Origin of the sequence: Aeromonas rivuli, from assembly GCF_000820045.1 — a bacterium.
Lineage (GTDB): Bacteria > Pseudomonadota > Gammaproteobacteria > Enterobacterales > Aeromonadaceae > Aeromonas > Aeromonas rivuli.
In genome coordinates, this window is sequence record NZ_CDBJ01000042.1 from 169,573 (window position 1) to 194,456 (window position 24,884).

19 protein-coding genes are annotated in these 24,884 nt (G+C 61.9%); 8 read left to right on the forward strand and 11 right to left on the reverse strand.

Annotated elements, in window-relative coordinates; genetic code table 11:
* The first annotated feature begins 42 nt into the window (after positions 1–42).
* The 3 genes from BN1130_RS08625 to exuR all read left to right on the forward strand — a co-directional run bounded on the left by BN1130_RS08625 (position 43) and on the right by exuR (position 2,775).
* Positions 43–564: a TRAP transporter small permease gene (locus BN1130_RS08625; RefSeq protein ID WP_042041477.1), complete on the forward strand. Its 522-nt coding sequence runs from the start codon at positions 43–45 to the stop codon at positions 562–564.
* Entirely contained in the window at positions 564–1,865 is a 1,302-nt protein-coding gene (locus BN1130_RS08630; protein ID WP_042041478.1) for a TRAP transporter large permease, read from the forward strand. The genes BN1130_RS08625 and BN1130_RS08630 overlap by 1 nt, the downstream gene beginning before the upstream one ends.
* Positions 1,866–1,989: 124 nt before the next feature.
* Positions 1,990–2,775 carry a transcriptional regulator ExuR gene (gene exuR, locus BN1130_RS08635; protein WP_232301959.1) on the forward strand — a complete coding sequence of 262 codons (786 nt, stop codon included), beginning with the start codon at positions 1,990–1,992 and terminating at the stop codon, positions 2,773–2,775.
* Between the two features lie 505 nt (positions 2,776–3,280).
* Here exuR and BN1130_RS08640 read toward each other — a convergent pair.
* Positions 3,281–4,537, reverse strand: coding sequence for an adenylosuccinate synthetase (locus BN1130_RS08640; protein ID WP_042041479.1), 1,257 nt, complete (start codon positions 4,535–4,537; stop codon positions 3,281–3,283).
* Between the two features lie 172 nt (positions 4,538–4,709).
* Here BN1130_RS08640 and BN1130_RS08645 point away from each other — a divergent pair, with 172 nt between their 5' ends.
* Positions 4,710–5,678 (forward strand): LysR family transcriptional regulator, encoded by a 969-nt coding sequence (locus BN1130_RS08645; protein ID WP_042041480.1) that lies wholly within the window; start codon positions 4,710–4,712, stop codon positions 5,676–5,678.
* A 168-nt stretch (positions 5,679–5,846) separates the two neighbouring features.
* On the opposite strand, the gene BN1130_RS08650 is transcribed toward BN1130_RS08645, so the two are convergent.
* Positions 5,847–7,106: a TAXI family TRAP transporter solute-binding subunit gene (locus BN1130_RS08650; RefSeq protein WP_052448210.1), complete on the reverse strand. Its 1,260-nt coding sequence runs from the start codon at positions 7,104–7,106 to the stop codon at positions 5,847–5,849.
* Positions 7,107–7,154: 48 nt separating this feature from the next.
* Positions 7,155–8,297, reverse strand: a complete 1,143-nt coding sequence (locus tag BN1130_RS08655; RefSeq protein WP_042041481.1) for a MalY/PatB family protein — start codon at positions 8,295–8,297, stop codon at positions 7,155–7,157.
* Between the two features lie 252 nt (positions 8,298–8,549).
* On the opposite strand from BN1130_RS08655, the gene BN1130_RS08660 reads away from it, so the two are divergent.
* The gene (locus BN1130_RS08660) at positions 8,550–9,722 is read left to right on the forward strand and encodes an MFS transporter (RefSeq protein WP_042041482.1); all 1,173 of its coding nucleotides are present in this window, start codon (positions 8,550–8,552) and stop codon (positions 9,720–9,722) included.
* A gap of 140 nt (positions 9,723–9,862) precedes the next feature.
* Here BN1130_RS08660 and BN1130_RS08665 read toward each other — a convergent pair whose 3' ends face one another.
* A complete protein-coding gene (locus BN1130_RS08665; protein WP_042041484.1) occupies positions 9,863–10,756 on the reverse strand; it encodes a LysR family transcriptional regulator in 894 nt (297 codons plus the stop codon).
* Between the two features lie 91 nt (positions 10,757–10,847).
* Complete coding sequence (locus BN1130_RS08670) at positions 10,848–11,603, reverse strand: YciK family oxidoreductase (protein WP_042041485.1); 756 nt, start codon at positions 11,601–11,603, stop codon at positions 10,848–10,850.
* A 348-nt stretch (positions 11,604–11,951) separates the two neighbouring features.
* On the opposite strand from BN1130_RS08670, the gene sohB reads away from it, so the two are divergent.
* Positions 11,952–12,959, forward strand: a complete 1,008-nt coding sequence (sohB, locus tag BN1130_RS08675) for a protease SohB (RefSeq protein WP_042041486.1) — start codon at positions 11,952–11,954, stop codon at positions 12,957–12,959.
* Positions 12,960–13,174: 215 nt separating this feature from the next.
* Here the strand turns inward: sohB and astB are convergent, their stop codons facing one another.
* The gene (gene astB / locus BN1130_RS08680; RefSeq protein WP_042041487.1) at positions 13,175–14,512 is read right to left on the reverse strand and encodes an N-succinylarginine dihydrolase; all 1,338 of its coding nucleotides are present in this window, start codon (positions 14,510–14,512) and stop codon (positions 13,175–13,177) included.
* A 362-nt stretch (positions 14,513–14,874) separates the two neighbouring features.
* Here astB and topA point away from each other — a divergent pair, with 362 nt between their 5' ends.
* Both topA and BN1130_RS22630 read left to right on the forward strand, forming a co-directional pair.
* The gene (topA, locus tag BN1130_RS08685) at positions 14,875–17,496 is read left to right on the forward strand and encodes a type I DNA topoisomerase (protein WP_042041488.1); all 2,622 of its coding nucleotides are present in this window, start codon (positions 14,875–14,877) and stop codon (positions 17,494–17,496) included.
* 103 nt (positions 17,497–17,599) lie between these two features.
* Positions 17,600–17,767: a hypothetical protein gene (locus tag BN1130_RS22630; protein ID WP_198135252.1), complete on the forward strand. Its 168-nt coding sequence runs from the start codon at positions 17,600–17,602 to the stop codon at positions 17,765–17,767.
* Between the two features lie 47 nt (positions 17,768–17,814).
* On the opposite strand, the gene BN1130_RS08690 is transcribed toward BN1130_RS22630, so the two are convergent.
* The 5 genes from BN1130_RS08690 to BN1130_RS08710 all read right to left on the reverse strand — a co-directional run bounded on the left by BN1130_RS08690 (position 17,815) and on the right by BN1130_RS08710 (position 24,757).
* Complete coding sequence (locus BN1130_RS08690) at positions 17,815–18,165, reverse strand: MGMT family protein (RefSeq protein WP_042041489.1); 351 nt, start codon at positions 18,163–18,165, stop codon at positions 17,815–17,817.
* A gap of 358 nt (positions 18,166–18,523) precedes the next feature.
* Positions 18,524–20,077, reverse strand: coding sequence for a methyl-accepting chemotaxis protein (locus BN1130_RS08695; protein WP_042041490.1), 1,554 nt, complete (start codon positions 20,075–20,077; stop codon positions 18,524–18,526).
* A gap of 228 nt (positions 20,078–20,305) precedes the next feature.
* Positions 20,306–22,174, reverse strand: a complete 1,869-nt coding sequence (locus tag BN1130_RS08700) for a beta-N-acetylhexosaminidase (protein WP_042041491.1) — start codon at positions 22,172–22,174, stop codon at positions 20,306–20,308.
* Positions 22,159–23,058, reverse strand: coding sequence for a glucosamine kinase nucleotide-binding domain-containing protein (locus tag BN1130_RS08705; RefSeq protein WP_042041492.1), 900 nt, complete (start codon positions 23,056–23,058; stop codon positions 22,159–22,161). The genes BN1130_RS08700 and BN1130_RS08705 overlap by 16 nt, the downstream gene beginning before the upstream one ends.
* The gene (locus BN1130_RS08710; protein ID WP_042041493.1) at positions 23,051–24,757 is read right to left on the reverse strand and encodes a glycoside hydrolase family 9 protein; all 1,707 of its coding nucleotides are present in this window, start codon (positions 24,755–24,757) and stop codon (positions 23,051–23,053) included. The genes BN1130_RS08705 and BN1130_RS08710 overlap by 8 nt, the downstream gene beginning before the upstream one ends.
* Positions 24,758–24,884 lie beyond the last annotated feature (127 nt).

Genomic DNA, 24,884 nt, shown 5'->3' on the forward strand with positions numbered 1-24,884 from the left:
TAAGGAGAGGGCGGCCCTGGCCGCTCTCTCGGGAGAATTGCAATGCGTCTTGAAAAGTTCAAGCGACCAGTCGACAAGTTGCTCGCCGGGTTCACCGTCACCGTGATGGCCATGCTGGTGGTCTGTGTGGTCTGGCAGGTATTCAGCCGTTACGTGCTGTCGCAACCCAGCACCATGACCGATGAAGTAGCTCGTTTCAGCATGATTTGGGTGGGGCTGCTGGGCGCCGCCTATGCCACCGGCAAGCGCCGTCATCTCAGCATCGATCTGTTCGTCTCCAACCTGCAGGGAGCCCCCAAGCTCATCAACCAGCTGTTCGTGGATCTCTGCGTGCTGCTGTTTGCCGGCAGTGCCATGGTATGGGGCGGTCTGACCCTGGTGACCAAGGTTTACAGCACGGGCCAGGTGTCTCCGGCCATGCAGTTGCCGATGGCCTATGTCTATGTGGTGTTGCCTCTGAGCGGTCTCATCATCAGCTATTACTGCGTGCTCTACATACTGGAGACACTGCTCGACAGTCTGTCTCCGGTGCCCACTCTTGCCCCCTCAGAGGAGAATATCTGATGGATTGGACCATAGCGCTGGTCATGTTCGGCTCCTTCTTCGTGCTGGTGTTCGCGGGCGTGCCCATCTCCTTCTCCATCGGTCTGGCGACCCTGGCTTCCGGCCTGATGATGCTGCCGTTGGAAACCATATTGGCGGTGATCGGCCAGAAGATGGCAACCGGCCTCGACAGCTTCTCCCTGCTGGCGATCCCCTTCTTTATTCTGGCGGGTACTCTGATGAACTGCGGCGGCATCGCCCAGCGCCTCATCAACTTCTCCCAGATCCTGGTCGGCCGTATGCCGGGCTCCCTCGGCCATGTCAATGTCATGGCCAACATGTTGTTTGGCTCCATCTCCGGCTCTGCGGTTGCAGCCGCGGCAGCGGTGGGGGGCACCATGGCGCCCATGCAGAAGAAGGCGGGCTATGACCCGGCTTACTCTGCAGCCATCAACGTCACCTCCTGCATCACCGGCCTGCTGATCCCGCCCTCCAACGTGCTGATCATCTATGCCCTGACCGCGGGCGGCATCTCGGTGGCGACCCTGTTCATGGCAGGCTACCTTCCCGGCATCCTGATGGGGGTCAGCATCATGGCGGTGGGGACCTTCATCGCCAAGCGCCGTGGTTATCCGATGGCGGAGCGGCCCACCCTCGCCGTTGCCCTGCGTGCCTTCTGGGATGCCATTCCCAGCCTGCTGCTGGTGGTGGTGGTCATGGGTGGCATCCTCGGTGGTATCTTCACCGCCACCGAAGCCTCTGCCATCGCCGTGGTTTACACCCTGGTGTTGTCGGTAGGGATCTACCGTGAGGTCAAACTCAAGGACTTGCCAGGCATCATGCTCGACTCCGTCATCACCACCGCCATAGTGTTGCTGCTGATCGGTATCTCGGTGGGCATGTCCTGGGCCATGACCAATGCGGACATCCCTTACACCATCAGCGATGCCCTGATGAATGTGTCTGATAACCCGCTGGTTATCCTGCTCATCATCAACATCATCCTGCTGATCGTCGGTGTCTTCATGGACATGACCCCGGCGGTGCTGATCTTCACCCCCATTTTCCTGCCGATCGTGACCGAGCTGGGCATGGATCCGGTGCATTTCGGCATCATGATGATCTTCAACCTCTGTATCGGACTCTGTACACCGCCGGTCGGCAGTGCCCTGTTCGTTGGCTGCTCCGTCTCCGGAGTCAAGCTGCAATCCCTCATCAAGCCCATGCTGCCCTTCTTCTTCGTGCTGCTGTTGAGTCTGATGGCGGTGACCTATATACCGTCCTTGAGCCTCTTCTTGCCGGGCCTGTTCGGCATGCATTGATACATGTGCTGAACAGGTGAGCCTCTGGCTCATCTGTTCATTTTGAGTTAAATTGGTATAACAAGTTATCACCGCCGGGCGTAATGCCCGGCGCTTGCAGCAAAGAGGCCAAGGTGTGAGTGACATGAATGTGGATGTCTTCGAGTCAAAACGGCTCTATCAGAAAGTCGCCGCCGAGCTGAAACAACGGATTGCCAGTCAGCGCTACAAGGTCGGTGAACGGCTGCCGGCGGAGCGACTCATTGCCGAGGAGATGGAGGTGAGCCGTACCGTGGTGCGCGAAGCCATCATCATGCTGGAAGTGGAAGGCTTGGTTGCTGTGCAAAAGGGCTCCGGCATTCATGTCATCGCCCAGGAGAGCCAGAGTGCCGTGTCAGCGCCGACTCTGGACGATGCCTTGTTGACCGCAGGCCCCTTCGAACTGTTGCAAGCCCGCCAGTTGCTGGAGAGCAATATCGCCGAGTTTGCCGCAACCCAGGTGACCAAGCAGGACATCATGGAGCTGCTCAAGATCCAGGCGCTGGCCCGCAATGAGGACAGGGCCCGCGATTCTGAATGGGACAAGCAGTTTCACATTCAGGTGGCCAAGGCGACGCAAAACTCGGTGCTGGTGATCCTGACCGAGCAACTCTGGCTGCACCGCGAGCGCAACCCCTATTGGCGCAAGCTGCATGAACACATCGACGACAAGGCCATCGCCAGCTGGTGTGACGATCACGATCAGATCCTCAAGGCCTTGATGCGAAAAGATCCCCAGGCGGCCAAACTCGCCATGTGGCAGCATCTGGAGAACACCAAACAGATGCTGTTCCAGGCCACCACCTTCGACGATGAGATGAACGACGACCGTTATCTTTTCTCCGAAAATCCCGTGGTGCATCTGGTGATGAACGAGGTGGTCAACGAGTAGCAACAGATAGCGGTTGTGAACGACTGCCAACGAGAGAGCCCGCTAGCCTGCTAGCGGGTTTTTTATGTCTGAGGGATGAGGACTGGGCAAGGATACCATCGAGCTGTCTGACGTCATGAGTCAGGTCGCCTGTCAGCCAGCGCCACATTGGGATCTTGTATCCATCCCGCCGTGGGTCAGGGAAGGGACAGGTACGCATTGCAGCAGGTGGTGAAGCGGCTGGGAGAGCGGTTTTCTCCTCGCAGCCGAAACCGTTGAAGCTGAATGCCTGGTCCATCAGCTGGCCTTCCTCGATTGAGGATGACATCACTCTGTTGAGGCGGGGGAAAGGCGGTGTCATTGAACGGCTCAATCCCATTCATCGCACATAGGCACCATGGTGAGCATGGTTGCATGTGTGATGGCTGGCTCCCAAGGGATGGCGCTGTGGGAGGCGGGGTGAGGGTATAAAAAAACCGACACCCGGAGGTGTCGGTTGTTGTCTTGCCAAGGGCGAGGGTGCGACTTAGCGCAGTATCATCTGCTCGCGGCCCGGGCCGACGGAGACCATGGGCACCGGCACACCCAGCAGGGTTTCGATGCGCAGCACATAGTGCTGGGCAGCCTTGGGCAGGTCTTCGAACTTGCGGATGTGGGAGATGTCTTCGCTCCAGGCTTCCATGGACTCGTACACCGGCTTCAGACCGGCGGTCTGCGGCCAGATCGGGTTCTCGGTGTTGGCGCCTTCGTAGGCCACGCAGATCTTCAGATCCGGCATGCCGGACAGGCAGTCCAGCTTGGTCAGTGCGATCTCGTTGGCTGCCTGGATTTCCAGACCCTGCTTGGTGGCAACGGCATCGAAGTAGCCGATGTCACGGGGACGGCCGGTGGTGGCGCCGAACTCGTTGGCAAACTTGCGGAACTCTTCCTGATTCTCCATGGCGGTGATCAGGGTGCCGGTACCCACGGAGGTACTGAATGCCTTGGCCACGGCAATGACGCGCTCAGGGCGCAGGGCCGGCAGGCCGCCACCGATCCCGGCGTAGGCGCCAGAAACGTGGGAAGAGGTCACCCAGGGGTATTCACCGTAGATAAGGTCACGACCGGCGCCCAGCTGTGCTTCGAACAGCAGGGTGCCGTTCTGGGCCTGGATGGCTTTGAGGGGCTCGCTGACGTTGCAGACGGCGTCGATCCAAGGCGCGGACACTTCCAACAGCCAGTCGGCCATTTCCTGGGCGGTCTGGCTGAATTCGAAGCTGGGGTAGAGGGCCTTGAGCTGCGGCAGTTTCCAGTCGAGGAAGAACTGGATGCGCTCGACCAGTACTTCTGGCTGCTTCAGCCAGCCGACCAGGATCGCTTTTTTCATGACCCGATCACCGTAAGCCGGGGCAATGCCCTGACGGGTGGAGCCGTAGGCGCCATCGCCCAGACGGAGTTCTTCCAGGGTGTCTTCCAGGGCGTGGATCGGCAGGCAGAAGGTGGCGCGGTCAGAGATGGCCATCTTGGGATTGACACCGGCGGCCTTCACTTCGGCCAATTCCTTGGTCAGAGGCTCCGGGCTGATGACCATGCCAGGGCCAAGGACGACCAGGCAATCAGGGTTGAATACGCCACTCGGCAGCTGGTGCAGCTTGAAGGTGCCCAGGTCGTTGACGACGGTGTGGCCGGCGTTGTTGCCGCCCTGAAAACGGATGCTGGCGGCGGATTGGCCTGCCAGATAATCGACGATGCGGCCTTTGCCTTCATCACCCCAGTTAGCACCTACGACTACGATAGACGACATGTGACTTTCTCCTAAGACGTTAGGCGTTCATCCTAGGAGGCTGGGGCGGATTAGAAAAATTAATTATCTTTATAATTCCGATAAGGAAGTCATATAATTGTGGCCAATTTATCGGCAAAGACCCGCCATGACGCGCCACTGTGGTGCGCCTGCCGCGGGCGAGAGTGACCCCATGTTGGATATTCACTGGCTCAATACCTTCGTCACCCTGGCGCGCTTGCAGCACTTTGGCCAGACGGCGACCGAACTGCACATGACCCAACCCAATGTCAGTCTGCACCTCAAGAATCTGGAGCAGGCGACCCGGGTGAGGCTGATCGAGCGCAGCCCCTTTCGGCTCACCCAGGCGGGGGAGCGCTTGCTGCAAAGTGCCGAGCGGGCCATTGCCGAGCTGCAACTCTGTCAGGCCGATCTCAATGCTCTGGGGCAATTCAGCCAAGGCAAGCTGGCCATCGCCGCCAGCGACATCATCTCGCGCTTGCTGCTGATCCAGCCATTTCAGCGTTTCAAGCAAGCCTTCCCCGGCATCGATCTCACTCTGTTCAACACCACCTCGGATCAGGCCGCCGAGTTGGTCAAGGCCGGGCGGGCGGATCTCGGCTTCGTGATGGCGCAAAAGCGCAGCGAACCGCTGTTCTATACCGAGCTGCAACAGGTGACCTGGTGCGCCCTGGGTCAGGGGCTCGGCCGCTGGCAAGCCAGGGCCAGGGCGGGACAGAGCGATCCCCTGGATGAACCGACGCTGATCTTGCTCGGTCACGACACTCGCACCCGGGCGCTGATTGATCCCTCGTTGCCACTGCTGGGGTTGCCACCCTGCCGCATCATGGAGGTGGGCAGCGTGGATGCTCAGCTCGACTGGGCCGAGGCGGGATTCGGGGTCGCCATAGTGCCAGATTTCTCCTTGCACCCGCGCCTGAAGCTAACGGCGCCGGTCAGCGAGCTGCACGATTTCCCCAGTACCAGCCTGGGCTATGTGGTACGCCAGAATCAGGTGCTGTCCCGGGCCATCAAACAGCTGCTGCATTGGGTGGAGGAGGAGATACAGCGGCCTCATCCCTATCTGGGGCTGGAGTTGGCCTTGAGTGAGCAGGCCAAGGAGGGACAGGGCAAGGAGAGCACAAGGGGAGGAGATGAATAAGCGATCACGGGCCAGCCAGGGGAGCCAATGGGTTCAGATGGGCAGGCGCGATGCATCCCATTTGGATGGCGGCTGAGCTGATCCTCAACACATAACAACGGCCACCCAGGGGTGGCCGTTGTTTCATCGGGTGGCGCGGTTATCTGCCCACCGGGCCTGGCCGCAGACTCAAGGGGCTGGCTGAGCCGCTGATGGCTGAACGGCGTCGCTCACCGCGGGCTCCTGGCCAGCTGGCACTGTGTTGCTGGCGGCCGAGGCTGGCCGGTCTGTCTCGGCTGGGGCGGGGACAGTGCCTGTTGCCATGGCCTCTGGTGCGGCTTCTTCAGCGGCACCCTCTACGGCATGCTCCGCTTCGGTTGGGGTTGATTCGGTCGAGACAGCCCCGGAAACCAAGGTTGTGGCGTCGGCCGATGAAGAAGAGAGCTCAGGTTGCAGTGATGCTGGCATCAGGCTCGGCGGTGTGGCATCCCTTGCCGGGGGCGCATTTGCGTCATCCAGCATGGCGGCATGGGGCGGTGCCAGGGTCGGCGCCATCATGCTCTCCTGGGTGAGCGCGATCAGGGCCGGGTGCAGGCGAGTGAACTGCTTGAGCCGCGCGTCCATGACCCGCCGCAGTTGATGTACCGTCTCGGCGGGCAAGGTATCGAGGGCCACCAGATCCGCGTACACCGCGATGGTGGGAAGAGAGAGTGTCTGACCCGGATAGAGATTGGCCGCAATGCGACCCTGCTCGTAATAGGTTGAGCCCTCGATCAATTGATCGATTTTGGCATCCTCGATGGCAACCAGCCGTGCCTTGCAACGACCGGTCAAGTCCGAGATAACCTGACTCGGTTGGCCCGCAACCACGAAGGCGGCATCCAGGGTGCCATCACACAGACCTTGCAGGCGATTGGGCCCCTGTTCGGCCACAGTGCCGAAATCCTTGCTCTGCCAGCCCATGGCCTCAATGAGAGCCATGATGGTGATCCTGTCCCCCCCGTTGGCACTGCCGAGATCGACCCGTTTACCCACCAGATCCCCCAGGCTGCTGATACTGCTCTTCTCGCTGACCAGCAGGGCGACCGACTCGCGATGAAGCCGGTAGAGGGTGCGCAGTGAGGCATCTGGGCCTTGTTGTTCGAAGGGGCCAGTGCCATGCACGGCGTGATAGAGCACATCGGATTGCACCAGGGCGAGTTGGCTCTTGCCACTCGCCAGATCGCGCAGATTGGCGAGTGAACCCTTGGTGCTCTGCACACTGCAGTGCAGGTTGTTGTGCGCGCTATCTTCGTTGAACAGGCGACAGAGGGCCCCCCCGACAGGGTAATAGACGCCGGTGAGGGCCCCGGTGCTGATGGTGAGGTAGCTGTCAGCGGCCTGGGCGTTTGTTCCCCAGCAGAGCAAGGCAAACAGGGGAGCGAGCAGGGTAGAGATTCGTGGGCGCATAGATAACCAATCAGGAAAAAGGGGATGGGCCACCTGGGCCCATCGGGTTTAGTTGGGCAGCGTGAGGATGGCTTGCTCCATGCGAGCCAGCGCCTTGGTGAGCAGCGCGCTGGTACAGCCAAAGTTGAGGCGCACGAAATCGCCGTCACCAAACTGGGCACCCGGGGAGAGGCCAACCCCCGCCTGCTCGAAGAAGGCGACGGGGTTGTCCAGGCCCAGGGCGCCCACATCTATCCAGGCCAGGTAAGTCGCTTGATTGCGCGCCATCTTGACCCCCGGCCAGCGGGCCACGGCCGCCTCGATCAGCGCCAGGTTGCCACGCAGATAGTCGAGCTGCGCCAGGAGCCAGGCCTCGCCTCCTTCATAGGCGGCTTCGGCCGCCACGAAACCGAGCAGGTTGACGTCGGCACTGATGCCGCGCATCGCCTGTTGCAACTTGAGGCGCAGCCGGGCATTGGGCACCACGGCGAAGGAGCAGCAGAGGCCGGCGATATTGAAGGTCTTGCTCGGCGCCATCATGACGGCGCTGCGCTGGGCGGCTTCCGGGCTGATGGCGCCATAGGGGATGTGCTTGGCATCCCTGTCCAGCAGCAGGTCGCAGTGGATCTCGTCCGAGCAGACCACCAGATTGTGGCGCTCGGCGATGGCATCGATGGTGGCCAGCTCTTCGCGGGTGAAGATGGTGCCGCCCGGGTTTTGCGGATTGCAGAGCAGCAGTAGATCTGCCGAGGGAGCCTGACGCTCCAGCTCTTCGATATCGATCAGCCAGCGGCCATCCTGCTCCGCCATGGGCACCGTCAGCAGAGGCCTGTCATTGAAGCCTGGCGCCTGCAAGAAGGGGTAGTAGACCGGCTTGGGGGTGATGATGCCGCGACCGTGCTGGCTCCAGGCCTTGCAGGCCAGATTGAGACCGGGTACCACGCCGGGCAGGAATACCAGCCACTCGGCCTCTATCTGCCAGCCATAACGCTCACTCAGGCGAGCCATGATGAGTTCAATCAGACGAGGGGAGGGACGCGAGTAACCAAAGATGCCGTGGGCAACCCGCTCGGTCAGTGCTTCCAGCACGCAGGGAGGGGAGACGAAGTCGGTATCCGCGACCCACATGGGCAGCACGTCCTGGCCCTTGTACTTGTCCCACTTCAGACTCATGGTGCCGCTGCGGTCAATTTCCCTGTCAAAATCAAACATCTGTCATCCTTTTTTTAGCCAAATAGTCTTGTCGCCATGGGGTTGCCGGTCTGGGGGCCCCGGCCATTGAGCTGCGAGGCCTGGCGCCAACTGGCTTGCCATCATGGGGAGTGCCGCCTGGCGACATGGCCTCTCAATGTACGGTGTCCGTGGGGGAGTCGCAAGCCTTGAGCTGGCTCTTGATAGTGTCATAAAATAGCCATCATCATGCCATGCACTCGCACCTCCTTCCTCCAATTCGGTGATAGCCCTATGAAATCCCTGACTGCGGTCATCAAGCGTCCGGATCCCGTCTCGTTGTCGTTTCTGGCCGTCACCTTCATGACGGGGGTAGCGGTGGCCCTGCAGGTGCCCACCTTGAGCCTGTTCCTGGCCGAAGAGGTGCAGGTGCGTCCCTTCCTGGTCGGCCTGTTCTACACGGTCAATGCCCTGGTTGGCATCCTCGTCAGTCAATGGCTGGGCCACAGATCCGACAGTCAGGGGGATCGCAAGACCCTGATCCTGCGCTGCTGCGCCGCCGGCATCGTGCTCTCCCTGCTGTTTGCCTGGAACCGCAACTACTGGCTGTTAGTGAGTCTCGGGGTGCTGCTGGCCAGCCTGGCGGCCACCGCCAGCCCGCAGCTGTTCGCCCTGGCGCGCGAGCACGCGGATCGCCAGCAAAAGCGCGCCGACATGTTCAGCTCAGTGATGCGGGCCCAGTTCTCCCTGGCCTGGGTGATAGGGCCGCCCATGGCGTTCGCCTTGGCCATTGGCTATGGCTTCGAGGTGATGTATCTCGCCTCCGCCCTGGCCTATCTCATTTGTGGTCTGGTGGTGTGGCGCTGGCTGCCGTCACTGCCACTGCCGGTGAAAGATGAGACGGCCACCAGGGTCAGCAGCTGGCGGGATCCTTCGGTGCGGGCGCTGTTTATCGCCTCGACCCTGATGTGGACCTGCAACAGCATGTATCTCATCAACATGCCGCTCTACATCACCCGCGAGCTCGGACTGGATGAGAAGCTGGCCGGGATCTTGATGGGCACGGCGGCGGCGCTGGAGATCCCCTTCATGCTGCTGGCGGGCTACTACACCCGCCGCTTCGGCAAGCGGCCCATGATGCTGGTGGCGGTGCTGGCCGGGGTCGGTTTCTACATCGGCCTGGTGACGCTGTCGAGCCAGCAGGCGCTGATCGCACTGCAACTGTTCAATGCCATCTTCATCGGCATCATCGCCGGTATCGGCATGTCCTACTTCCAGGACTTGATGCCGGGTCGGGCCGGGGTCGCCACCACCCTGTTCGCCAACAGCATTCGCACCGGCTCCATACTGGCGGGCGCCATCGCCGGCATCGTCGCCGAGCTGTGGAGCTTCCACGGTGTCTTCATGGTGGCGCTGACCCTGGCCATGCTGGCGCTGGTCGCCTGCTGGCGAGTCCCCAATGCCTGAGTGAGCCTGGCCTGTGGCCAGCGGCATGAGCATGAATAGAAGAAAAAACCGCGTTGTGCGGGTCTTTTATTGGCTGGCAAGGGGGCGAGGGAAGAGTGGCGTGAAACGGTGCTACTCGGCGGCGTTACCGGGTCTTGGCCTTAGCGCGCCGGGCGCTTTTCCGGATGCTGGTACTCATCGCGCAGGCAACGCAGCAGCAATTCGGTGGCCGGGCCCAGGGCATCCGGGCTCATGGTCAGCAGGTAGGTATAGAGGTGGCGCTCGCTGCCACCCTCCAGGGTCAACGGTACCAGGCTGCCATCGGTCAGGGCGCAGTTGGCCAGGTGGCGTGGCAGCCAACCATAGCCGAGCCCTTGTTGCAGCAGGGCGATCGCCTCCTGGTAGTGGGTTACCTTCCAGCCGGTATCCTCGGCATCATTCCAGTCCACCGAGCGATGAATGGGGGGATGCAGACCTATCTGGTTATGGCTGGCCAGTCTGTCCAGGGGCAGGGGGGCTGGTTCGCAGGCTAGGGGGTGCCCGGGGGCGCACAGGGGCAACAGAGTGACCTCGTCCAGGGGGAGGCCGGTGCGATCGCTTGGCAGGTGCTCCGAGATCATCAAGTCCCCCAGTTGCAAGGCACTGAAGTGGCAATGTACCCGCTCGTGCAGATTGATGCGGCAGCCCCTACTGCGAGGATAGAAGCGGGCCAGCGCCCGGTAGAGCCGCTCCCTGGGTTGCAGCGTGCTGACATAGAGGTTGATCTGGGGTTCCCACTGGCGCTCCAGGTTGTCGGCCAGGTTTTCGAGGTCTTCTACCTGCAGGCTGAGCTGGCGGGCGCGCTTGAGGAAGATCTCTCCCGCGGGCGTGAGCACCGCCTTGCGACCACGTACCTCCAGCAGCGCCACCCCCAGACTCTGCTGCAGCTTGGCTACCGCATGGTTGAGGGAGGACTGGCTCTTGTTCAGTGCCTCGGCCGCCTGGGCGTAGCCGCCACAGTCGACCACGGCCTGAAAGATGCGCCACTGCTCGAAGGTACTCTTGGGTCGAAACATAACTCACCTGCTGGTTATTCTGCACCAAACCCGTATCAACGGACTCTAATAACACTAACTGCCATTGGCGGGACAGGCCTGTTTTTTCTGGTTATTTGGGTTGGGCGACGAAGGTCTGGCCCGTTTTGCCCTGGCTGTCAGCGCCCATCAGGTAGAGATAAAGGGGCATCAGATCGGCTGGCGTCTTGAGCGCCATGGCATCTTCGGCCGGGAAGGCGCTGGCCCGCATCTTGGTGCGGGTACCGCCCGGATTGATGCTGTTGACGCGCACCCCTGTGTTATCCAGCTCATCGGCCAGCACTTCCATCATGCCTTCGACCGCGAACTTGGAGATGGCATAGGTGCCCCAGTAGGCGCGGCCCTTGCGGCCCACACCGGAGGAGGTAAACAGCAGGGAGGCCTCGCCATGTTGCTTGGCGGTCTGACGCACCAGCGGCAGCAGCGCCTGGGTCAGCAGAAATTCGGACTTGACGTTGACCTGCATCACCTCGTCCCACTCCTTCTCCTGGATATGCTCGAAGGGCGACAGAGTACCGAGCAGGCCCGCATTGAACAGGACGCCATCGAGGCGCCCGAACTGCTGCGCGAAGGTCTCGGCCATGCCACGGTAGTGGCTGGCGGTGGCCCCCTTGAGATCGACCGGGGCGATGGCGGGCAAGGGGTGACCGGCGGCTTCAATCTGGTCATAGACGGCTTCGAGTTTGGCCACGGTGCGGCCGAGCAGTATGACGGTGGCGCCATGGGCTGCGAAGGTCAGTGCCGCTTCACGGCCAATGCCATCGCCAGCCCCCGTCACCAGGATGACTTTGTTGTTGAGCAAGGTGGCGGGGGCCTGATAATCGAGCATGACGACTCCTTTGATTCTCTGCGGTTGGCCAGTGCGCTCGATCATTGCTGTCGAGCAAGGCGCTGGCATTATCCGGGCAAGTGTACTGAGGCGTTTGGCGGTTTGACCAGCGTCCCGGGGTAAAAATGTGAAGAAAACGAGGGGCTTGCCAGCAAATAATTCAAAGGCGCCAGGCAATGACGCGCTCTGTGTCCTGTTTCTCCCGGCTCGCTGGCCGAGGCACACCCGGCGCCAAGGGCGGAAGACGGCTCCCCAGCCGCGGCCTGCTTTGGGGCTGGCAACAGTCTTTGCGCCCTTTGGGCAAACTCCCTAGAATGGGAAAAATTTTCACTCTCAACGGAGTTCTCTGTGGCATTTCTGAGCGAATATGGCCTGTTTCTGGCCAAGACACTCACCTTCTTGCTGGCCATCGGCGCCCTGATCCTGATGCTGGTCAGTGCGCGCCACCCCAAGTCCCGCAAGGGTGAGCTGGTGATAAGGGATCTCTCCGCCGAGCTGGAGCAGACCCAGGACAGGTTGCGCACCTCTCTTGCCGGCAAGCAGGAGCGCAAGCTGATCGAGAAACAGCAAAAAGAGCGCAGCAAGCAGCGTGGCAAGCAAGGGGATGAGCGGCGCCGTCTGTTCGTGATGGACTTTCATGGCAGCATGGATGCCAGAGAAGTCGCCTCCCTGCGGGAAGAGGTGAGCGCCGTGATAGGGGTCGCCCAGCCTGGGGATGAGGTATTGCTGCGTCTCGAATCCGGCGGCGGTGTGGTGCATGGCTATGGCCTGGCTGCCTCCCAGTTGCAGCGGCTGCGGGACAAGCAGATCACCCTGACGGTGGCCATCGACAAGGTGGCGGCCAGCGGTGGCTACATGATGGCCTGCGTGGCTGACCGGATACTGGCGGCCCCCTTCGCCATCGTCGGCTCCATCGGCGTGGTGGCTCAGATGCCCAACTTCAACAAGCTGCTCAAAAAGCACGACATTGAATTCGAGATGCACACCGCAGGCGAATACAAGCGCACCATCACCATGTTCGGCGAGAACGATGAGCCGGGTCGGGAGAAGTTTCGCGAGGAGCTGGGGGCCATCCATGAGCAGTTCAAAGGCTTCGTGGCCGCCCATCGCCCGGCCCTGGAGATCGACAAGGTCACCACCGGGGAGCACTGGCTCGCCGGTCATGCCAAGGAGCTGGGGCTGGTGGATGAGCTCTGTACCAGCGATGACTACCTGCTGCGCCGTGCGCAAGAGCGGCATCTGGTGGGACTCTGCTTCCAAAAGCCCAAGTCGCTGACCCAGAAGCTGGGCCAGCAGGGGGCGCTGGGGCTGGTGCAGGGGCTGGAGCGGCTCTGGCAGCAGAGCCCCTGGCGCTGAGCAGCCATTACGCAAACGAAATGAAAAAGCCGGGCTCTTGCCCGGCCCTTCGTTTATGGCTTTGTTGCGGCTTAGAACCTGTCTACGAGCTGTCACGAGAGGTCGTCAGCAAGGTAAAGAGCAGCGCAGGAACCGGAGCGTATAGGCATACGTGAGGATTCCGAGCCGCGCATGAGCCTTGATCACGGCCTCGCAGTAAGATCGTGACCAGGTTCTTAGCGCTGGAAGGGATAGACGGAGCCAAGTTTGAGGATCTGGGTCAGCTCGTCCAGGGCGGTGCGGGACTCTTGCACCAGGGCCGGATCGCGCAGATCATCCAGGGCCAGGCTGTCGCGGTAGTGCTTCTCGACCCAGGCGTCCAGTCGGGCAAACTGGCCGTCATTGATGAGGCAGGCCGGATTGACCGCAGTCAGCTCGGCATCATTCATGGCGACCCGCAGCCGCAGGCAGGCGGGCCCGCCGCCGTTACGCATGCTCTGCTTCACATCCATGAAGTGCACCTGCTTGATGGGGGTGCCCAGGCCAACCAGCTTGTTGAGATAGGCGGATACGGCCGGGTTGTCACGGCACTCGGTCGGGGCGATGATCGCCATCTCGCCTGAGGGCAGGGTCAGGATCTGGGTGTTGAACAGATAGGATTTCACCGCATCTTGTACCGAGACCTCGGCAGTCGGCACCTCGATAAAGTGCAGATCGCCTTCACCAAACTTGGTGCGCACTTCGGCCAGGGCCGAGTCGGTATTGAGGAAGGCCTGCTGGTGGAAGAAGAGCACATTCTGGTTGCCCACCGCGATGACGTCGTTGTGGAATACCCCCTGATCGATCACCTCCGGATTCTGCTGGATGAAGACGGCGGTCTCCTCGCCGAGGCCGTGCAGACGGGCGATGGCCTGGCTCGCTTCCAGGGTCTGGCGCGCCGGGTAGCGTTTGGGCGCAGGCTGGGATACGTCAAAGGCGCTGCGGCCATAGACGAACAGCTCGACGCCCGCCTCGCCGTAGGCGCGACACAGCCGGGTATGGTTGGCGGCCCCCTCGTCGCCGAAGTGATCATTGTCCGGCAGGTGACTGTGGTGACAGAAATGGCGATCGCCCGGGAAGACGGCGCGCAGGATGCGCCCTGTCACGTCGGGCTCGAGGGAGCGATGGAATTTGTTGGTCAGGTTGGCCGGGGTGAAGTGGATGCGGCCATCCTGGGTGTCGGCGCTCGGCGAAACGGTGGCGGCGTTGGCGGTCCACATGCTGGAGGCGGAGAAGCAGGCGGCCAGCACGGCGGGGGCCTGGCGGGCTGCCTGCTCAAGCACCCGGGCATCGGAGCCGGTGAAACCCAGGCGACGCAGGGTGGCGAGATCCGGGCGCTCCTGAGGAGCCAGTACCCCCTGGGTCATGCCGAGATCCGTCAGCGCTTTCATTTTGCGCAGCCCCTGCTTGGCCGCTTCCTTCGGGTTGGAGGCTTCTTTGGCATTGTTCTGGGAGGCGACGTTGCCATAGGAGAGGCCGGCGTAGTTGTGGGTCGGGCCGACCAGGCCGTCGAAGTTAACCTCGAAGTGCTTCATCAGAGTACATCCTTTCGATTTTTATATGGGTTGCGGTTCCTTCCGCGCACAAAGCTGCGGGATGTGGCCATTATAAAGAGATTTTGTCTGTTGTAACAAGCTGATAACGAAAGTGCTTTGTTATGTTACGAGGGCGGTTTGTTATGTTGTTTCGGATATAAAAAACGGCGATGTGCGGCATAAAAATGAAAAAGCGGTTGCGTCCGGCGGCTCGGCTTCGCATTAATAAATAAAGAAGCGATGCGGTTAGCCATGGTAAGCAAAGTTGTCGCCAAGATTGCTTTTTGGCGTCAAATCTCTTATACAGCCCCACAAAACCGCACACCAACCCCGACGGGTGCAACGAGGATAAAAGTTACAGCATGGGCAAATCACTGGTCATCGTAGAGTCTCCGGCCAAGGCCAAGACCATTAATAAATACTTGGGTAAAGACTACGTGGTGAAATCCAGCGTCGGTCATATCCGCGACCTGCCGACCAGCGGCAGTGCCAGCAGCGAACCCAAGAAACCCGTTATTCGCGGCATCAAGCTCAGCGAATCCGAGAAGGCTGCCAAGGATCGCAACGCCTTGTTTGCCCGCATGGGGATCAATCCGACCAATGGCTGGCAGGCGAATTACCAGATTTTGCCCGGCAAAGAGAAAGTCGTCAGTGAACTGCAGAGTCTCGCCGCCAAGGCCGACACCATCTATCTCGCAACCGACTTGGATAGAGAGGGAGAGGCGATTGCATGGCACCTGCGCGAGATCATCGGCGGTGACGAGAGCCGCTACAAGCGGGTGGTGTTCAACGAGATCACCAAGAGCGCGATCCAGGAGGCCTTTGCCCAGCCGTCCGAGCTGAACATGCACAGGGTCAATGCTCAGCAGGCCAGGCGTTTCCTGGACCGGGTCGTAGGCTACATGGTCTCCCCGCTGCTCTGGAAGAAGCTGGCCCGCGGACTCTCCGCCGGTCGGGTGCAGTCGGTGGCCGTGCGCCTCATCGTCGACAAGGAGCGCGAGATCAAGGCGTTCGTGCCGGTGGAATTCTGGGACTTGCATGCCGACTTGATGACCGCCGGGGACGAATCCCTGCGCATGGAAGTGCTCAGCCGCAATGGTGCCGACTTCAAGCCGGTGACCAAGGCCGAGACCGATGCCGCTCTGGCCGCCCTGAACGGGGTGGATTACAAGGTCATCAGCCGCGAAGACAAGCCGACCGGCTCCAAGCCCTCTGCTCCCTTCATCACCTCCACCCTGCAGCAGGCCGCCTCGACGCGTCTGGGCTTTGGGGTGAAGAAGACCATGATGATGGCTCAGCGTCTCTATGAGGCAGGCTACATCACCTATATGCGTACCGACTCCACCAACCTCAGCAAAGAGGCGGTCGAGGCGGTGCGTGACTACATCACCACCCAGTACGGCGCCCCTTATCTGCCAAGCGAGCCGAACCTCTATGGTTCCAAAGCCGGGGCCCAGGAGGCGCACGAGGCGATCCGTCCCTCCAACGTCACCCTGACCACCAGCGAGCTGGAAGGGATGGAGTCGGACGCGGTGCGGCTCTATGACCTCATCTGGCGCCAGTTCGTCGCCTGTCAGATGACCCCGGCCCAGTACGATGCCTCCACCCTGACCGTCAAGGCCGGTGAGTTCGAGCTGAAAGCCCGTGGCCGTATTCTGCGCTTCGCCGGTTGGACCAAGGCGATGCCGCCCATGGGCCGCAAAGGCGAAGATACCCAGTTGCCGGCGGTGACCGTCGGTGAGGCGCTCAAGCTGATCAAGCTGGACCCTCGCCAGCACTTCACCAAGCCGCCTGCTCGCTTTACCGAAGCGGCCCTGGTGCGCGAATTGGAAAAACGCGGTATTGGCCGTCCATCCACCTATGCGTCCATTATCTCCACCATAGTGGACAGGGGCTATGTGCGGGTCGAGAGCCGCCGCTTCTTCGCCGAGAAGATGGGGGAGATAGTCACCGACCGTCTGGTGGAGAACTTCGTCGAGCTGATGAACTACGAGTTCACCGCCAAGATGGAGAACAAGCTCGATGAGGTGGCCCAGGGGGAGCAGGAGTGGAAGGACGTACTCGATGCCTTCTTCGCCGAGTTCACCGAAGAGCTGGCCCAGGCCGACAAACCCGCTGAAGAGGGGGGCATGCGCGCCAACCAGATGGTGCAGACCGACATCGACTGCCCGGATTGTGGGCGCAAGATGGGCATTCGCACCGCCACCACCGGGGTCTTCCTCGGTTGCTCCGGCTATGCCCTGCCGCCCAAAGAGCGCTGCAAGAAGACCATCAACCTGGTCTCGGCGGACGAGTTCGTCTCCGCGGCCGATGGGGAAGAGGCCGAAACCGAGGCGCTGCGCGCCAAGCATCGTTGCACCCTCTGTGGCACCGCCATGGATGCCTACATCATCGATGAGACCCGCAAGCTGCACGTCTGTGGTCGCAACCCCGACTGCGAGGGTTACGAGATCGAGAAGGGCCAGTTCAAGCTCAAGGGCTACGAAGGACCCAGCATAGATTGCGACCGTTGTGGCAGCGAAATGCAGCTCAAGAACGGCCGTTTCGGCAAGTACATGGGCTGTACCAACGAGACCTGTAAAAACACTCGCAAGATCCTGAAAAATGGCGATATTGCACCGCCAAAAGAAGATCCGGTGCCGCTGCCAGAGCTCAAGTGCAGCCAGTCCGATGCGCACTTCGTGCTCCGTGATGGCGCGGCGGGTCTGTTCCTCGCGGCCAGCAATTTCCCGAAATCCCGGGAGACCCGAGCCCCCCTGGTGGAAGAGCTCAAACGCTTCAAGGAGCGGCTCTCGCCCAAGCACCAGTACCTGGCCGATGCCCCGGCGTCAGATCCTGACGGTAACGCATCCATCGTCCGCTTCAGTCGCAAGACCAAGGAGCAGTACGTGATGACCGAGGTAAACGGCAAGGCGACAGGCTGGACGGCCCACTACGACAATGGCAAGTGGCAGGAGAGTCTGGCCAAGGCCAAGAAGGCCTGATCCCTGTATGTCGATAGGCCCCGCATAACGCGGGGCCTTTTTCGTTTATGGGGATATACTGCAAAAGCTGCAAGGTAGCGGCAGGCAAGACAAGGAGTCAACGATGGATATCAACGAGATCCGGCCAGGCATGAGCTGCCTGACGCGCGAGGGGGTTGGCTACGTGCTGGAGGTCGACAGACAGAGCCAGCTGGTGTTGCTGCAGCGGGAGGCGGAAACCATACCCGTACAGGTTCGCAGTGACGAGATCCTCTCATCTCGCGAGGGATGAGCCCTATCATGGGGCTCGTCATGAGCGCCATGTCATGGCAAGGATCCCTAGAAGGGGATCAGGAACAGCAGCTCGGCGAGATCGGGCTGCCACTGCCACTCCTTCATCCTGACCCGTCCCCCCATCACTGGCACCCCCTCCTGTTGCAGGCGCCCCGTCTGTTCGTCGAATCCCACCGATCCCCTGGGCAGGGAGAGTTTGCCCCCGGCCCCCAGCACGCGGTGCCAGGGCAGGGTTTTCTGGGTCTCTCTGAGTACCTTGCCGACCAGACGAGCCCGGCCCGGCAAGCCGGCTAGATCCGCCACCTGGCCATAGCTTGCCACCCGACCGGCCGGTATCAGCGCCAGTATGGCCTCTATCCTGGCCTGTTTGGTGAGCCCGGTTTCCGTTCCTTGCATGGCTGATCATTTTCCATAACGACAAAGGCGCCATTGTGGCGCCTTTGTCGTTATGGGGGCAAGTTTGGCAAAGGCTCCATGTTGGTGGCGCCTGTGTCGTTGGCTGGGCAAGTGTGACAAAGGCCCCGTGTTGGTGGCGCCTTTGTCGTTATGGGGGCAAGTTTGGCAAAGGCTCCATGTTGGTGGCACCTGTGTCGTCAGCTGGGTAAGTGTGACAAAGGCCCCGTGTTGGTGGCATCTTTGTCGTTGGCTGGGCAAGTGTGGCAAAGGCCCCGTGTTGGTGGCGTCTTTGTCGTTGGCTGGGCAAGTGTGACAAAGGCACCGTGTTGGTGGCGCCTGTGTCGTTATGGGGGCAAGGTCAGCCGAAGGTCTGGCTCAGCCCCTTGAGCTGGCTGGACTGGTTGAGCAGTGCCTGACTCACCTCATCGACCTCGCGCATCTTGTGGCTGTTGTGCTGGGAGTGCTCGGAGATGGAGTGGATGTTGCGGCTGATCTCTTCAACCACGGCCTGCTGCTGCTCGGCGGCTGCCGCTATCTGGGCCCCGCAGGCACTGACTTGCTCTATCTCTTCCAGCACCTGATGCAGGCTGCTTGAGCCCTGGCGGGTCAAGTCGGCGCAGGTGCGGGTCTGCTGCAAGTTGGTCTGCATCATCGCCTGCCACTGGGTCAGGGTCTGCTGGATCTGGTTGATGCTGCCCTGGATCTGCTCGGTTGCCTTGTGGGTGCGGGTGGAGAGGGTGCGCACCTCGTCGGCCACCACGGCAAAGCCACGGCCCTGTTCGCCAGCGCGAGCGGCCTCGATGGCGGCGTTGAGGGCCAGCAGGTTGGTCTGATCGGCGATGCCCTGGATTTCGCTCATCAGGGTACCGATCCGTGCCGACTCCTCGGCCAGGCTGACGGCCGCCTGATACGCCTGCTCGGCCTGACCGGTCAGGGCGGTGATCTGGCGTTCGGTCTGCGCGAGTTGATCATCGGTCTGCAGGCAGCGGCTGCGAGCCTCGTCCACCTGACCGTGGGAGTCCTGGATATTGCGCGCTATCTCTTGGGCCGTACTGGCCATCTGGGTCATGGCGGCCGCCATCTGCTGGGTCTGGGCATCCTGCTCGCCGATGGCGCTGCAGGCCTGACCAGAGGCGAGTTTGAGGGAGCTGGCGAGTTGTTGCAGCGGCATGGTGGCATCATTGACCCGGCCCAGCACCGTCTTGAGCCTTGCCTCGCCCATCTTGAGGTGGAAATCGGCAATGGCCACCTCTTCCCCCCCCGAATAGACCTGACGGGTCAGGCTGTCATAGTTGTGGCGCAACCCGCGCAGATAGTGGCGGGTGCCGATCAGCTCGTCGCGATAGAGGAGACCGAGCAGCAACAAGGGCATTGGCATCAACAGCGCCGCAGTCGTCCCGGCCATTTGCCAGGCCAGCACCACCAGGGCCGCGAGACCAGCCAGCGCCAACCCGGGCCGCAGGCGGGTAAAGGAGACGCTCATGGAGGCTGCGCCCTGCTCCGCTTGGCGCAGGGTGCGGTAGATGGTGCTGGCCCGCTGGATCAGGGCGGGGGTGGGCTTGCAGCGCACCGACTGGTAGCCGCTGATCTTGCCCTCCTCATAAAGCGGGGTGACGTAGGCATCGACCCAGTAGTAGCGACCATCCTTGCAACGGTTCTTGACCATGCCGCGCCAGGGTTTGCCTGCCTTGAGTTGCAGCCAGAGGTCGGCGAAGGCGGCCTTGGGCATCTCGGGGTGGCGGACCAGATTGTGATGCTGGCCAATCAGCTGTTCCCGGGTATAACCGGCCACCTCGCAGAAGTGCGGGTTGGCATAGGTGATCACCCCGCGCAAGTCCGTGATAGAGACGAGTTGGACCGAGTCGGGGAAGGTCACTTCCTGGTCGATCAGGGGAGCCGGCTGATTGGGCATGGGAGAGTTCCTTTCGTATGGGCGAGCGTTGTTATTATTATCGGCCTCAATCGAGATTCATTGAGGGCGTTTTATGGGATTTGCAGGACAACAGGTGGATAATATGTATCCATATGGCACGTTAAAAGCCGCGCAAAGTGTATGTCTTTTGATGCGAAGAAGTAAACAAGAGGTTGGGGGAGGGATAAAAAAAGGCGGCCGCGCAGACCGCCAAACAGAGTGACAACATTACCTTTGCGGTGTCCGGTAGCGCACCTGCTGCTGGTCGAGTATCGCCAGTTGACCGGGCAACCGGGCACAGAAGTGCGCCCAATCCTTGTCACTCGGCAGACTCCAGGCGACTTCCGCCGTGGCCAGCATGCGTGGGAACAGCATATAGTCGAGTCGGTCACGGGTATGGACCAGCTCGGACCACAGGGGGCTCAGCACCCCCAGGATGTTATCGTTGGCATGGAAATCGGCTGGGGCAGGGTCACAGGAGTAGACCTGCTCCAGATTGGGAGTGCCTGCCCAGTAGAGGCCAGGTTCGTCAATGTTGTCGTTGCAGGCGAGATCCAGATAGAGGTACTGGGCCGCCGCCATCAGCACAGGATACCCCTGACTGGCAGCGTCCAGGCCCGCCTGGAAGCTGGTCCAGGCACAGATGATGGCCTCTTTGCCCACCTTGTCCCCTTGCAACACCTCCTCCCAGCCCACCATCTGCCGCCCCTTGGCGGCAAGATAGTCCTGACAGTGGCGCAGCAGGTGACCCTGCAACTCCCGGATGTCCCGATAGCCCTGCTGCTGCATCAGCGCCTGGCAGGCCGGGCTGTCGGTCCAGACGCCGTGGGGCACCTCATCGCCCCCCATGTGCACCAACGTGCTCGGGAACAGCTCGCACACTTCGTCCATGACCTTGTCGAGGAACTGATAGGTGCCGGGCAGCGCCGGGTTGAGCACGTTGTCGTCAAAAAATTGCACAGACAGGTAGCGGGAGTGATCCGCAGGCTCGATCAGCAGTTCGGGCAGCGCCTTGATGGCGGCATGGCAGTGGCCGGGAATGTCGATCTCCGGGATCACCTCGATGCCGAGGCTAGCGGCGTATGCGATCAGCTCGCGGGCTTCATCCTGGCTGTAGAAACCGCCGTAGCGCGCCGCGCCGCCACTGAGTTGGGGGCCGATGGCCAAGCCGTGGCCACGCCAGGCGCCCACCTCGGTCAGGGCCGGGAAGGCCTTGATCTCGAGGCGCCAGCCTTCGTCATCGGTCAGGTGCCAGTGGAAGCGGTTGAATTTGTAGAGGCTCATCTGCTTGAGCAGGCGCTTGAGGCTCGCCATCGGCTGGAAGTGACGGCCGCAATCCAGATGAATGACCCGCAGGCCAAAGCGCGGTTCATCCTCTATCTCGATGCAGGGCAGGCTCTCGCCATGTTGCAGATACCATTGGGCCAGGCTGACCAGGCCATGACGCCAGCCCGGGAGGCCGGCGGCGGCAATCTCGACCCCTTGTGGCGTGATGTGCAGGCGATAGGCCTCATCGGCCAGTCCGGCTTCGATCAGGGTGATTTCGGCGTCGTGATCCTGCTCAAGGGCCAGGGAGGTCAGTTCGTTGAAGTGGCCGAGCAGGGCGCTGAGGTTGCCCGGCCCCCTGACATGAGCACGCTCGGCGAGCCGAAAGTAACTCTCCTCAAGGCGCACCAGGCGACGGGGCTGCGGCACTATGCCGTGCTCGCTATCGACGCTGGCCAGTTCAGGTTGCACTGACGCGGGAGAGTCGAGACCGAGCTCCTGGCTTGCCACTGTGACGGGGATGATCTGGGGACCATGCTGGGACTCTGGCAGGCTGAGGAAGAAGCCTTGCGGCATGTCGGTGAGGTGTTTGAACACCGTCTTGCGACAGCAAAGTGCCAACTCTCGACTCCCCGGGTGGGGGGCTATCACCTTGTAAGTGCCGCTCTGGTGGATGAGTTCACCCCCTTTCAGGCTGCTGGCGTCTACCTGACGGCCGAGGCAGAAGTGCAGTTGCCAGGGCTCGCTCGGCAGCCTGTCCAGGGTCAACAAGACCCAGACGTCCTCCTCATCGCGGCGTTCGATGGCAATGGTGATCAGGGGTGTAGACATGGCAGTTCCTTCCATTTCGCAAAGAGGATGGCGCCTTCCAGGGCATCCGCCTGCGGGGTGACAAGGGGAAGGTGGCCGAGGCGAGGGCGCAGCCGCTCTCCTATGCCACCGAGCAGGGCGACCTGACTGGCACCTTGTGCCAGCATGCCGCCAATCAGGGTCTCGAGCTGATCCCGGGTTTCAGCCAGCAGGGCCTGGGCGAGGGGATCCTCGTCCTTTGCCGCCTCGAACACCCAGGGGGCGAAGCGGCCATAGTCGGCCGGGATCGCCTGGGCCGCCCAACGGACCAGCGCCGCCTGATCCCGTCCGAAGTGGTCGAGCAGGCGTACCGCCAGCAGACTGGGAGCCAGTATGCCGTCGTGGCAGAGCAGGGATTGCTGGATGGCGCGCAGTCCGAGCCAGGCACCGCTGCCCAGATCCGAGATGGGGAAGCCGCGGCCCGAACAGGTGCGAATGCGGCCTCCCTGAAAGATGAGCCCGACCGAGCCGGTGCCGGCGATGAGAATGGCCCCTTGGTCGCCGCCAAAGGCACCCAGGCAAGCGCCGAAGGCATCCGAGGTCAACCGGGTTTCGGCAAAGGGCAGGGGCTGGGCCAGAAAGTCCCGATAGCAGCTCTCCAGCTCGGCGGAGGCCAGCGCCAACCCGGCGCTCATCCGGGCCAGGGCCGAGTCCGGCAGCCGGGCCGCCGTCATGGCGCCCTGCACCGCACCCAGCACATGGCGTTGGGCCAGGTCGATGCCCAGTTCCAGATTGGAGCCGGGGGCGCGCCCTTCACCGAGCAACTCGCCTTTCTGGTTGCGAATGCGAGCCCGGGTATGGGTGCCGCCACCATCGACGCCGACCCAGTAGGCGATGTTATCGGGCAACACTGCGTGCTTACTCATGACGAGTCCCCTGCCAGCTGATCGCCAGGGCAAACCAGGCGCCATGGGGGATCCACTGTTCGCCCCAGCGCCAGTTTTGATCCAGGCGATCCCGGTATTCATCGGGGATGAAGGCGACATCGGCCTCGTCCTCGAAACCCGAGGTGATGCCGTTGCAGATGCCGCCCGGGGCGCTGGGGTAGCCCGCGGTGTAGCCCGGGTTCTTGATGCCGTGCCCGATGAGCATGCAGGCGTCGAAGGGATTGAGCCCTAGGATCCAGTCCAGTTGACGTTGACCGTGGGCGTCGAGGGAAGCGGCCAGGTCCGGCAGCCGGGCGGCGGCGGCAAAGGCCGCGGCGGCCAGGGAAGCCAGCCGGGCGTTCTCCCCTTGCCACCAGTAGCCTGACTCGTTGTGATGGGGCATAAAGAAGCTCACCCGAGGTGCCTCATCCACCCCTTTCACATACTGACGGGCGAGGGCGAAGGGGTTGCCGGGACGCCCGGTCAGGGCCAGCTCGGCGAGCAGGGCCTGGCGCACGACGAGTTCGGCCCTGGCGATGCGGTCGGGATCTGTTTCCAGCGCCAGGTATTCGAGCAGGGCCAGTACCGGCAAGCCCGCCTCGGCGGCATGGTAGTAAGGGCGCGAGCCATCCTGGTTCGCGCTCCAGTAGTGACCAAGTGCGTCGTGGGGGCGCAAGCGGGCACAGAGCCGCTCGGCCCAGTGGCGCGCCTCGGCCCGCCACTCATCCCCGAGGCTGTGCGTCAGCTCGACCGCAGCCAGGAGGGCGCAATACTCATCGATGATGTTCTCCTGGCCATCATCCAGATAAGCAAGGTTGTGCTCGCGCAGGTGCAGGTAACCGCGCCGGGCCGCCTCGCCATACTCGGCCTGCGCGAAGTCACCACTCACCCCGGCCCGGGCGGCACGGGCCAGGGCGGCGATGGCCAGGCCCCCACCTTGGCGAAAGCCCGCCTGCCAGCTGCCGGATTTGAGCCCCTGCTGGGTGGCGTAGGCGCACAGTTCGCGCTGGGTGACATCCTTGCTCCACTTGTCAAACAGCGTCATGTAGAAGAAGCCGGACTCGTCTTGCATGCGGCACAGGAAGTCGGCGCCGTGCAATCCCTCATCATCGAGACGCTTGCCCAGGTTCAGGCTGTCGATATCCTGGCGTCGGGCCAGCAGCTCCCGGCTCTTGAGCAGAGACCAGACCACCAGCGGGGTCTGCTGGGGGTTGAGGTAGTTGGCGTAGGAGAGGTGACTCAGGTACTTGCTGACATCGCCGCTGGCGTCATACCAGCCACCGTGCACGTCACGGCGTTGCTCGCCGCCGAAAAGGGGGGCGGCTCTGTCCGCCTTGTCATATTGGCCGCTGCAACGCTGACCCTTGAAGTAGTGGATGACGTCAGACAGGCAGTGCTGGGTCAGTAACCGCTCACCCAGCCGGAAGCGGGCGGAGCGCACTATGCCATGGGCGGTGATCACCTCGAGCCGGTAGTCGCCGGCCTGGGTGACTGCGCTGAAGTCGATGACCCAGAAGGCCCGTTGCTGCCAGCCCGGGACGCAGACCTCCTCGTTGAGGGGCTTCTCAAACAGGGCAGGGCCGCCGGTCAGCGGCAGCAATCGCGCCAGGCCCTCCTGGATCTGGCCGGGCCGGGTCTGCAGCAGTGCCTGCTTGCGACCCTGACACTCATAACCCACCTGATTGACTAGCAGTTCCATCGATACCTCAACATTCGGGGAAGGGCACAGAGGATGGATGAGCGGTGCAGGCATGAGGTACTCCCCGCATCTGCGATGCCATCTCACCTCTGTATTTGATTCAGGAAGGGGACGGCCCAAGGCCGCC

Bases quoted from the DNA above. Each gene is read 5' to 3' on its own strand.
- BN1130_RS08625 (WP_042041477.1), top strand. From the start codon at position 43: ATGCGTCTTGAAAAGTTCAAGCGACCAGTCGACAAGTTGCTCGCCGGG.
- BN1130_RS08630 (WP_042041478.1), top strand. From the start codon at position 564: ATGGATTGGACCATAGCGCTGGTCATGTTCGGCTCCTTCTTCGTGCTG.
- exuR (WP_232301959.1), top strand. From the start codon at position 1,990: ATGAATGTGGATGTCTTCGAGTCAAAACGGCTCTATCAGAAAGTCGCC.
- BN1130_RS08640 (WP_042041479.1), bottom strand. From the start codon at position 4,537: ATGTCGTCTATCGTAGTCGTAGGTGCTAACTGGGGTGATGAAGGCAAA.
- BN1130_RS08645 (WP_042041480.1), top strand. From the start codon at position 4,710: ATGTTGGATATTCACTGGCTCAATACCTTCGTCACCCTGGCGCGCTTG.
- BN1130_RS08650 (WP_052448210.1), bottom strand. From the start codon at position 7,106: ATGCGCCCACGAATCTCTACCCTGCTCGCTCCCCTGTTTGCCTTGCTC.
- BN1130_RS08655 (WP_042041481.1), bottom strand. From the start codon at position 8,297: ATGTTTGATTTTGACAGGGAAATTGACCGCAGCGGCACCATGAGTCTG.
- BN1130_RS08660 (WP_042041482.1), top strand. From the start codon at position 8,550: ATGAAATCCCTGACTGCGGTCATCAAGCGTCCGGATCCCGTCTCGTTG.
- BN1130_RS08665 (WP_042041484.1), bottom strand. From the start codon at position 10,756: ATGTTTCGACCCAAGAGTACCTTCGAGCAGTGGCGCATCTTTCAGGCC.
- BN1130_RS08670 (WP_042041485.1), bottom strand. From the start codon at position 11,603: ATGCTCGATTATCAGGCCCCCGCCACCTTGCTCAACAACAAAGTCATC.
- astB (WP_042041487.1), bottom strand. From the start codon at position 14,512: ATGAAGCACTTCGAGGTTAACTTCGACGGCCTGGTCGGCCCGACCCAC.
- topA (WP_042041488.1), top strand. From the start codon at position 14,875: ATGGGCAAATCACTGGTCATCGTAGAGTCTCCGGCCAAGGCCAAGACC.
- BN1130_RS22630 (WP_198135252.1), top strand. From the start codon at position 17,600: ATGGATATCAACGAGATCCGGCCAGGCATGAGCTGCCTGACGCGCGAG.
- BN1130_RS08690 (WP_042041489.1), bottom strand. From the start codon at position 18,165: ATGCAAGGAACGGAAACCGGGCTCACCAAACAGGCCAGGATAGAGGCC.
- BN1130_RS08695 (WP_042041490.1), bottom strand. From the start codon at position 20,077: ATGCCCAATCAGCCGGCTCCCCTGATCGACCAGGAAGTGACCTTCCCC.
- BN1130_RS08700 (WP_042041491.1), bottom strand. From the start codon at position 22,174: ATGTCTACACCCCTGATCACCATTGCCATCGAACGCCGCGATGAGGAG.
- BN1130_RS08705 (WP_042041492.1), bottom strand. From the start codon at position 23,058: ATGAGTAAGCACGCAGTGTTGCCCGATAACATCGCCTACTGGGTCGGC.
- BN1130_RS08710 (WP_042041493.1), bottom strand. From the start codon at position 24,757: ATGGAACTGCTAGTCAATCAGGTGGGTTATGAGTGTCAGGGTCGCAAG.